We start from the raw sequence: 8,716 nt of genomic DNA on the forward strand, positions 1-8,716 counted from the left end.
ATCGGATCCAGACCGTGCGCCTCAAGAACATCGGTGGCGGGACGCGTGTCGGTGCCGTCCGCAGTCCAGAACGTGCCGTGCCCGATAAGCGGGAGCGCCAGATGCGCAAGCGGAGCCAGGTCGCCCGAGGCCCCTACGCTGCCCCGACTGGGCACGGCAGGCACCAAGTCGTGCTCAGCCAGCTGGAGTAGCTGCTCGAACGTGCGGGGCGACACGCCCGAGTAGCCCAGCCCCAGCGCGTGGATTTTGAGCTGGAGCATCAGCCGGGTGATGGGTTTGGGCACCAGGTCGCCCACGCCCACCGCATGGCTCAGCAGTAGATTGCGCTGCAACGCCTCGACCTGCTCGGGCGGGATCTGCTGCTGGGCGAGCGCGCCAAATCCGGTGTTGATTCCGTAATGGGCGGTATCGCCCGCGAGCGCCGCATCAACATGGGTGCGCGACTGCGTAACGGCCGCAGCGTCGCTGCGAAGTGATACAAGGCGGGCCTCCAGATCGGCATGGAGCGTTGGAATCGAAACGTGAGGGGCATCGGCAAGCAGATCCATACAGACCGTCGGGGCGAGAGCAAAAATGGCGGCGACAGGATGTCAACGTACGGCACGCAGCCTAAGAGCATCAACATAGACCGCACACAACGCCGAGTCTATCGGCTCTTTATTGAAGTGTAACAGAAAAGACAATTTTGGTGTTTTGGCACCTAAGACAAAATTATTGTCATTTTGGAAGCGCTTTGCAAAAATAATTGGGTTGAAATAGTCATTGCAAGCAATTAAATACGTCTTGTGGATTCCGAATTGGGGTCTCCATGGCTCTGGTTCGATGCATGCAGACGGCTGTACTCACAAGACGAGAAACGACACATGCGAGCATTTGGGATAGCGGTACTGGGAGGAATTGCACTGGCATTGGGCTCTCCTGCTGATGTGATGGCACAAGAGGCCGAGGCAGCAGAAGCGGCGGAATCTGCCGAGTGGATGGTAAACAACCTGTGGATCATGATCGCCGGGATGCTGGTGTTCATCATGCATCTGGGCTTTGCGGCCTTGGAGTCTGGCATGACGCAGTCGAAGAACACGGTCAACATCCTGTTTAAGAACTCGATGATCATCTGCATCGGGATTTTGACCTATGCGCTCTGCGGGTTCAACCTGATGTATCCGGGCGACTTTAACGGGCTCGTGTCATTTGGGGCGGTGACAAACTTCATCACAGTATCCCCGCAAGACGCTGAGGCGCTGCTCACGCCTGCGTACAGTGAGGGCTACACCTGGTACACCGACTTCTTCTTCCAGGCCATGTTTGCCGCCACTGCCGCAACGATTGTCTCGGGCGGCGTGGCCGGGCGCATCAAGCTGTCAAGCTTCCTGGTGTTCGTGGTCGCCTTCTTGATGATTAGCTACCCCATTACCGGGTCGTGGGTCTGGGGCGGGGGCTTCCTGGATGCGCTGGGCTTCTACGACTTTGCAGGCTCTACGCTGGTGCACTCGGTCGGCGGCTGGGGGGCGCTCGTTATGGCCATTCTGCTGGGCCCGCGTTTGGGCAAGTATCCAGCAAGCGGCGGCGTGCAGTCCATTCCAGGCAGCAACATGTCGCTGGCTACCATTGGCGTGTTCCTGCTGTGGTTTGGCTGGTTCGGATTCAATGGCGGCTCGGTGCTCTCGGCAGATCCGGCCACTGTGTCGCTCGTGCTCGTCACTACGTCGATGGCCGCAGCCGCTGGAGGGATTACAGGCGGACTGCTGTCGTGGTATCGGGATAAGAAGCCGGACCTCACGATGGCGCTCAACGGCATTCTGGCCGGGCTCGTAGGCATCACCGCCGGAGCCGACCTGATGGCCGTATGGGAGGCGGTGGTGATTGGCGCTGTGGCGGGTGGACTCGTCTATGCCTCTATCGTCGTAATCGATGAGGTGGTTAAGATCGATGATCCGGTGGGCGCGGTAAGCGTGCACCTGACCTGTGGCATTTGGGGCACGCTTGCTGTGGGACTTTTTGGCGAGATGGCCGGGCTGGCACAGGTAGGGTATCAGCTTGCAGGCATTGCTGCGGTGGGCGGAGCCACCGTGGCCTTCTGCTGGACGGTAGGCCGCCTCATCGATGAAGCCATGGGGCTGCGCGTTGACCATCACGAAGAGGCCGAGGGGCTCGACATGGGCGAGCATGCCATGCACGCGTACCATGATCTGGTGCAGGCACACACGCCGTCGAATTCGAATTAACTCTTTCGCGCGAGCCGCGCCGGGGCGTAGGTGGTAAACCCGGTTGCATCGTGCGGGTCCAGCATGATGCGCACCGGCGCGGCAAAGGCAGCCAGGTCCGTCACCACGGTGTGAAAGGCGCCCGTCTCGCCCGCGGCATCCACCGCACGCGGCAGGGCAGCCACCGTGGCGGCGTCGTACCGGCGTCCGATATAGGTAGGAGCCAGCTGGCGTGGATCTACGCTGTTGATAAGGGCTGTCCCCTGCGCCTCCGCCCACCGATTCGGCCATGTATCGACCGACGCGCCCCAGAGCGGAAACAGCGCCTCGTATCCGCACGCTGCAAACAAATCGGCCCGGTAGGCACGAACGTCCTCCAGAAACACATCGCCTGCGGCCAGCGCCGTTACAGCGGTTGGGAGATGCGTAGCCAGGGCGCGTTGCAGCGTAGATTCATATACGGCATTGGAGGGTGCATCGGGCATGGGTACGGGAATCCACTGCACCCCGAGCGCAGCGGCCTGGGCCGCAATGATGTCGCGGTGGATGCCGTGCATGGGCACCCACGCTCCGCGGGCATCAAGCGTAGTAACAAGGGCTTCCACGCGGTATGTCGTGTCGTGGTAGAGCGCGTCAAAGGCAAGGGCAGCATCTTTGCCGCCGCTCCAAAAGAGCGCAACGGCAGTGGGGGCGCGTGACATGGAAACAGGTCAGCGGATTGGGGGCAGGCATGAGGGAGGAGCGTGCTTGTTGAACCGGCGCCTGATGCGTCCGTTCGCAAGCCGTGCCTTATCGACTGGCCTTGCCCACAACGCTTCTGTTCTGCATGACTGATTTTCCTTTTGGCCGCTGCGCTGTACTTGGTACCGGACTCATTGGCGGTTCGCTGGCGGGAGCCCTGCGCCAGCACGCGTCGGGCTGCACCGTGGTGGGGTTCGACCGTTCGCATGTGCTGGAGCGTGCCGAGGAGCGCGGCCTAATTGATGAGAAAGCCGCCTCGATGGGGGCTGCCGTTGACGGAGCCGACCTGGTGGTGTTGGCGTTTCCTCCGGCCAAAATTGCATCCGCGATGGAGCCGCTTGCGCCGCACCTGAACGAGGGCGCGGTGGTTACCGATGTAGCATCCGTCAAGCAAGCCGTAGTCGATCAGGCACAGGAGGTGCTGCCCGAGCATGTGACCTTCCTGGGCGGACACCCGATGGCCGGAGCCGAAACCGCTGGTGTTGACGCAGCCGACCCGATTCTCTTTGAGAACGCAGCCTACGTGCTCACCCCGATCGATGAAACGCCCTCTGAGGCTGTCGAGGGCATGCACGCAGTTGTCGAGGCGGTGGGGGCAACCCCCGTAACGCTCACCCCCGAAGCCCACGATCGCATCGTGGCACGCGTAAGCCATCTGCCGCAGCTTCTGGCGGTTACGCTTGTGCAGCACGCTGCCGAGTCCGACGACGATGCGCTGGCGCTGGCCGCCGGGGGATTCCGCGACCTGACGCGCATTGCCGAGTCGCCGTTTGATCTGTGGCGCGAGATCTTTGTGGGCAACCAGGGAAGCATTCTGGATGCGCTGGCCGACTTTACGCGCCGTTTGCAGCGGGTGCAGCGTCAGGTGGCCATGGGCGATATGGAGGCGCTCGAAGACGACTTTGCCGCCGCTCAGGACGCACGGGCCCGGCTGCCCGAAGAAGCTGCCGGACTCATGCAGTCGGTGCACGACTGTACGGTGCGCGTGCCCGATGAGGCCGGGGCGCTGCACGCCATTAGCAAGCCACTGGCGGAGGCCAAGGTGTCGGTGCGCAACATCGAACTGCTGCGCGTGCGCGACGGCACCGGCGGCACATTCCGGCTCTCGTTCCGCAGCCGCGAGGCGTTGCATACCGCCCTCGACGTGCTCAACGCCGCCGGATTCGATGCCCAGGCTGCCTAATGTAGCTCATGCTCCGCATCCCCAACGCACGACACAAATACGGATGAAATCAGCGCGGCGCGTTGCATCCACTATCGGCAGGCCCTATACTTCTGACTGCCTATTCACCCCGATGCTCACTTGCGCCCAATCCTATGGCTGACACGCTCGCAACCACGCCCCTCTACGATGTGCACGAACGCCTGGGGGCCCGCATGATGCCGTTTGGGGGATTCGATATGCCGGTGCAGTACAGCGGTATTATCGACGAACACCAGGCGGTGCGCAACGAAGCGGGTCTCTTTGACGTGAGCCACATGGGCGAGGTGGAGGTCACGGGCCCACACGCCGAAGCATTTGTGCAGCAGCTCGTAACCAACGACGTGTCGGCCCTCTACGACGGCAAGGCCCTCTACACCGCCATGTGCACCCCCGAGGGCGGTATCATTGACGACCTGCTCGTGTACCGCCGCGCCGCCGATTCCTTTCTGCTTGTAATCAACGCGGGCAACCGATCTGAGGACTGGGCGTGGATGCAAGACCATAACCCGATGGGCGCTACGCTCGCCAACCGCTCCGACGACTACGCGCTGCTGGCGCTGCAAGGCCCCGCTGCCTTCGACATCGCCCGTCCGTTCGTGGGCGAGGCGCTCGATGACCTCAAGTTCTACCACTTCATCGAAGCTGAAAGCGGCGCGTTTATGGCGTGCGAGCGTGCCATCATATCGCGCACCGGATACACCGGCGAGCCGGGGCTGGAGCTGTACGTGGCTCCTGATGATGCAGCCCATGTGTGGACGACCCTCCTCGATGCGGGCGCCGACCACGGCCTGAAACCAGCGGGGTTGGGCGCACGCGATACGCTGCGCATGGAGGCGGGCTTCTGTCTGCACGGCAACGACATTTCCAAAGACACCAATCCGTACGAAGCGGGGCTCGGCTGGATTGTAAAACTGGATGCGAGTGACTTTATTGGGCACGAGGCGCTGCAAGCGGTCGACGAGGCGGGCCCCAAGCGCAAGCTGATCGCTTTTGTGGCGCAGGAGCGTGGCATTCCACGGGCAGGCCACGACCTGTTAGATGCCGACGGCACCATACTCGGGTCTGTAACCAGCGGCACGCAGTCGCCCACGCTGAGCACCGGTATTGGGATGGGCTACGTGCCCAACGACCCGGCATACACCACGCCGGGCACTGAACTGGCCGTGCGGGGCCGCCGAGAGGTTGCGGTGAAGGTCGCAACGCCACCGCTTCACACGACATAGATTCTGATTGTCGGCGTTACTGCACCACGCCGTTGCATCTCCACGATTTGCATGCTGCTATCCGTCATGCTACTGCTGCTCATGATTGTAGATTATGAGCACGCGAGAAGCAGACGGGTGCGCTACTCATTTATAAGGCCCCATGGCCCATGAACGTAGAGGTTTTTCTGACCCATACCACCGTTACCGAAGACGACGTCCGCGGGCGTGCGGTGGTTGTGATCGATGTGCTCCGCGCATGCTCCACCATCAACACGGCGCTGCACAATGGCGCTCGTGCGGTGATGCCGGTGCTCGACATGGCCCAGGCAGGCAAGATTGCCGCAAACCTGGATCCTGACGTGTTTCGGCTGGGGGGAGAGCGCAATGCCGAAAAGATTGAAGGGTATCATCTGGGCAATTCGCCGATTGAGTACACCGAAGACGAAGTCGAAGGGCGCGACATCATTCTCAACACGACCAATGGCACCAAAGCGCTCGAACGCGCAAAAACGGCTCGCCATCTGGTGGCGGGGTCGTTCCTGAACGTGAGCCGCGTTGCGCGCTTTCTGAATGGGCAAGACCTCGACGTGACAATCATCTGCGCAGGACACGAAAACCGGGTAGCGCTCGAAGACACGATCTGCGCGGGGGCGCTGCTGTACCGGCTGTGGGACGGACGCGAGCCGGGCCACGTTTCGGATGCGGCCCACACGGCGTACTCGCTCTTCGTATACAACAAGGATGACCTCGGTGATACGCTGCGCAACACCAACCATGCGCGGCGCCTCGCGGCTAACGGCCATGCCAATGACGTTGATTACTGCTACCGGATTGATCGCCTGCCTGTGCTTCCGTACTATACAGACAACCGGCTCGTTGCGCATGAGCCTTCTCCCGACCCGGACCCGTCGTAGCGTGCTTGTGCCTTAACGACGGATTTGCGTAGCCGGACCGGTTCGCTGCCTGCTGACCTGCTGTTGCTTGCTTGTATGGCGTCTTTGTCTCTTCCTCCGGTCTTCGCAATGCTCGGCCCCCGTCGAAAGAAAGAGCTAATCGGAGTGCTGTGCATCGCTGTGGCGGTGTTGCTTGCGCTGGCGTTTGTCTCGTACACGCCTGCCGACCGCGCCTCGGTCTCGGCGCTGGTATCGTCGGCAGAGGCGAGTGGCGGCCCGGGCGTGCAAAACTGGCTCGGCCTCATCGGGGCCTTTCTGGCGTGGGTGTTTGTGCCAAACTTTATGGGATACCCTGTGCTGGCGCTGTGTGGAGTCATTGGCTGGGTTGGGGTGCGCCTGGTACGGCATCAACCGCTGGCTCCGCTCGCCGGGCCGACGCTCAACATAATGGGCCTGGCTGTTTTTTCTTGCATACTGCTGGGGTGGATTGGCGTGGCGTTCGATCTGCCCATGGTGCGGTGGGGCGGGGCGCTTGGGATGTCGCTGGCGGGGCTCTTTGTGCGACTGCTGGGCATTGTAGGTACCTTCTTGATTCTGGTTGCCATTGCGGTAGTTGGGGGCTTGCTTTTCAGCGAAGGCTCTGTGCAAGGGGCTGCCGATCGCTTCGCCGAACTGGCTACTAACGCAGCGTACGCGACCTGGCACCGTAGTCAGCAAGCAGTGCGCTGGGCGCGGGCCCGCTACACCGATCGCCAGCCGCCGCACGAAGCACGCACTGCTCCTGAAGCGCCCCCGTCAGATGATCCTGCTTCTGCTGCGCCCAAGGCGTCAAGCCAAGAAGAGGAGGCCGGCCCGCCTTCGGTTAAGGACCCGACAGCCCCCAGGGCCTCTGGCTTTCGGCTTGTTCGAACGGATGCGGAGGACGAAGCACGCTCCGCAGAATCATCCAGCTCAGAATCATCCAGCGCGTCCGCCGCCTCGGCAGAGAAAGGAGCCCCAGCGTCATCGGAGTCGGAGGCATCGCCTGCGGCCCGGTCGTCATCCTCCGACCCGCCAGACATTGCCCGCCCACCCGGGGCCGACGACGCCACCGACGCACCTGTAGAGAAGGCTGCTCCCCCCAGCGAGACAGCGGATGAGGCCGACGAAGAGGACGATGTGATTCGCTTCGATGATGTAAAGTCGCGCATCCGGCAGGTGCAGGAGCGGATTCAGCAGAAGCGGGCCCGCAGAGAGCGCGCTGCCGAGGCTGAGCCAGATGATGCAACAGACGCTCCGCCCAACGCCGAAACAGACGCCTCCACCACGCCGCCCCCTGACACGTTTGCTTCTGAGCCGTCCCCCGAGGCGTCCAAGCCTGCGCATCCCTCTCCCCCCAACGATCCTGATGCATTGTTTGAAGAAGCGGCGCGCATCGTTGTCCGGCGTCAGCAGGGGTCGGCATCGCTCTTGCAGCGGGAGCTGTCGATCAGTTATACCCGGGCCGGACGCGTAGTGGACCAGCTGGAGGCGGCGGGCATTGTCGGGCCGTTTGCAGGGACGCAAGCCCGCACTGTGCTCGTGCAAAGTGAAGACGAGCTCGACCGCCTTCTTGCGCAGATGTGAGCGGCATTATGCAGCTTTTTGGACAACGTGCTCTGGAACGGAATCGATAGGCTGATACGCAGACCCGTCAAATGGAGCTTTTCCGGGGGGCCAGTGCATCGTTATGCGACACAATACGCGAAAGTGGATCGGAGCAGGTGAAGGGTTTACACGAACGACATGGACTGATGAATCTCGAAGATGAGCAGTGCCGATATTTTTCAGCTGGTCTGCCAGATACCGGGGGAGATAGCCAACCATGTGCAGGTCGTTCGGTGTGGTCTCGACGGTGCGTAGCACCACAGCATCGGGATCGGCTTTATTCTGGACATCCTTCATCAGATACAGCGGTTCATCTGGGGTAAGCTGCTGGGCCCGCTCGATCGCATCTGGTGATTGGTGGTGATTGGTGGCGAAGGCCGTGGACAAAAAAGTGGGCGGTGTAGGTGCTTTGGTCTTCTTTTGTAGGGTATGGAAAGATCTCCAGCGTATCGGTCATGCGTTCTCCGGCACGCGCCAGAATCGCTACGGGGTCGGCCTCCTGCTTGGGGCCGCTAAGCCACTCCACAAAGTCATCGTATTCAGGTCGGCTGGGTGGAAGGACCTGGTTGGCAAAAAGCGGAAAGAGATCAGAAGACTCGTATGTCTTCTCTAAGCCTGGGAATGAGACAATGGGCGTGAAGCCGTGGTACATGACAAAAAATTGCGAGCCTTCATATTAGTCCCGGGCATCAGCGCCTTCCTCGATCAGAGGCGTCGATCACAACCGTTTCAACTGGACTGCTGCACTGTCACGCTTGATTGTTTCGTGTTTGAGCGCAAAATCCCTCCCCCTAAATCCCCCTCCTCCGAGGGGGACTTCATGAAAGCGCCCGCTGGTTCCTTCCT

The 8,716-nt window shown here is 61.5% G+C and carries 8 protein-coding genes; 5 read left to right on the top strand and 3 right to left on the bottom strand.

Annotated features, from left to right (window positions below):
• A partial coding sequence (locus R6U20_RS07620; protein WP_410337262.1) for an aromatic amino acid lyase occupies nt 1-548 on the bottom strand: 548 nt, incomplete at its 3' end.
• Nucleotides 549-929: 381 nt separating this feature from the next.
• Here R6U20_RS07620 and R6U20_RS07625 point away from each other — a divergent pair.
• Nucleotides 930-2,222: an ammonium transporter gene (locus R6U20_RS07625; RefSeq protein WP_410337268.1), complete on the top strand. Its 1,293-nt coding sequence runs from the start codon at nt 930-932 to the stop codon at nt 2,220-2,222.
• Here the strand turns inward: R6U20_RS07625 and R6U20_RS07630 are convergent.
• Nucleotides 2,219-2,902: a hypothetical protein gene (locus R6U20_RS07630; protein WP_410337263.1), complete on the bottom strand. Its 684-nt coding sequence runs from the start codon at nt 2,900-2,902 to the stop codon at nt 2,219-2,221. The genes R6U20_RS07625 and R6U20_RS07630 overlap by 4 nt on opposite strands.
• A 125-nt stretch (nt 2,903-3,027) precedes the next feature.
• Between R6U20_RS07630 and R6U20_RS07635 the strand changes: the two genes are divergently transcribed.
• The 4 genes from R6U20_RS07635 to R6U20_RS07650 all read left to right on the top strand — a co-directional run bounded on the left by R6U20_RS07635 (nt 3,028) and on the right by R6U20_RS07650 (nt 7,849).
• The gene (locus tag R6U20_RS07635) at nt 3,028-4,125 is read left to right on the top strand and encodes a prephenate dehydrogenase/arogenate dehydrogenase family protein (protein ID WP_410337264.1); all 1,098 of its coding nucleotides are present in this window, start codon (nt 3,028-3,030) and stop codon (nt 4,123-4,125) included.
• Between the two features lie 134 nt (nt 4,126-4,259).
• Nucleotides 4,260-5,369: a glycine cleavage system aminomethyltransferase GcvT gene (gene gcvT, locus R6U20_RS07640; protein WP_410337265.1), complete on the top strand. Its 1,110-nt coding sequence runs from the start codon at nt 4,260-4,262 to the stop codon at nt 5,367-5,369.
• 149 nt (nt 5,370-5,518) lie between these two features.
• Nucleotides 5,519-6,265, top strand: coding sequence for a 2-phosphosulfolactate phosphatase (locus R6U20_RS07645; protein WP_410337266.1), 747 nt, complete (start codon nt 5,519-5,521; stop codon nt 6,263-6,265).
• Nucleotides 6,266-6,373: 108 nt separating this feature from the next.
• Nucleotides 6,374-7,849, top strand: coding sequence for a DNA translocase FtsK 4TM domain-containing protein (locus tag R6U20_RS07650; protein WP_410337269.1), 1,476 nt, complete (start codon nt 6,374-6,376; stop codon nt 7,847-7,849).
• A 6-nt stretch (nt 7,850-7,855) separates the two neighbouring features.
• On the opposite strand, the gene R6U20_RS07655 is transcribed toward R6U20_RS07650, so the two are convergent.
• Nucleotides 7,856-8,257, bottom strand: a complete 402-nt coding sequence (locus tag R6U20_RS07655; RefSeq protein ID WP_410337267.1) for an HIRAN domain-containing protein — start codon at nt 8,255-8,257, stop codon at nt 7,856-7,858.
• Between the last annotated feature and the right edge of the window lie 459 nt (nt 8,258-8,716).

Origin of the sequence: Longimonas sp. (assembly GCF_046498435.1) — a bacterium.
Classification (GTDB): Bacteria; Bacteroidota; Rhodothermia; order Rhodothermales; family Salinibacteraceae; genus Longimonas.

Excerpts from the sequence above, each read along its gene's own strand:
- R6U20_RS07625 (WP_410337268.1), top strand. The coding sequence starts at position 930 with ATGGCACAAGAGGCCGAGGCAGCAGAAGCGGCGGAATCTGCCGAGTGG.
- R6U20_RS07630 (WP_410337263.1), bottom strand. The coding sequence starts at position 2,902 with ATGTCACGCGCCCCCACTGCCGTTGCGCTCTTTTGGAGCGGCGGCAAA.
- R6U20_RS07650 (WP_410337269.1), top strand. The coding sequence starts at position 6,374 with ATGCTCGGCCCCCGTCGAAAGAAAGAGCTAATCGGAGTGCTGTGCATC.
- gcvT (WP_410337265.1), top strand. The coding sequence starts at position 4,260 with ATGGCTGACACGCTCGCAACCACGCCCCTCTACGATGTGCACGAACGC.
- R6U20_RS07635 (WP_410337264.1), top strand. The coding sequence starts at position 3,028 with ATGACTGATTTTCCTTTTGGCCGCTGCGCTGTACTTGGTACCGGACTC.
- R6U20_RS07645 (WP_410337266.1), top strand. The coding sequence starts at position 5,519 with ATGAACGTAGAGGTTTTTCTGACCCATACCACCGTTACCGAAGACGAC.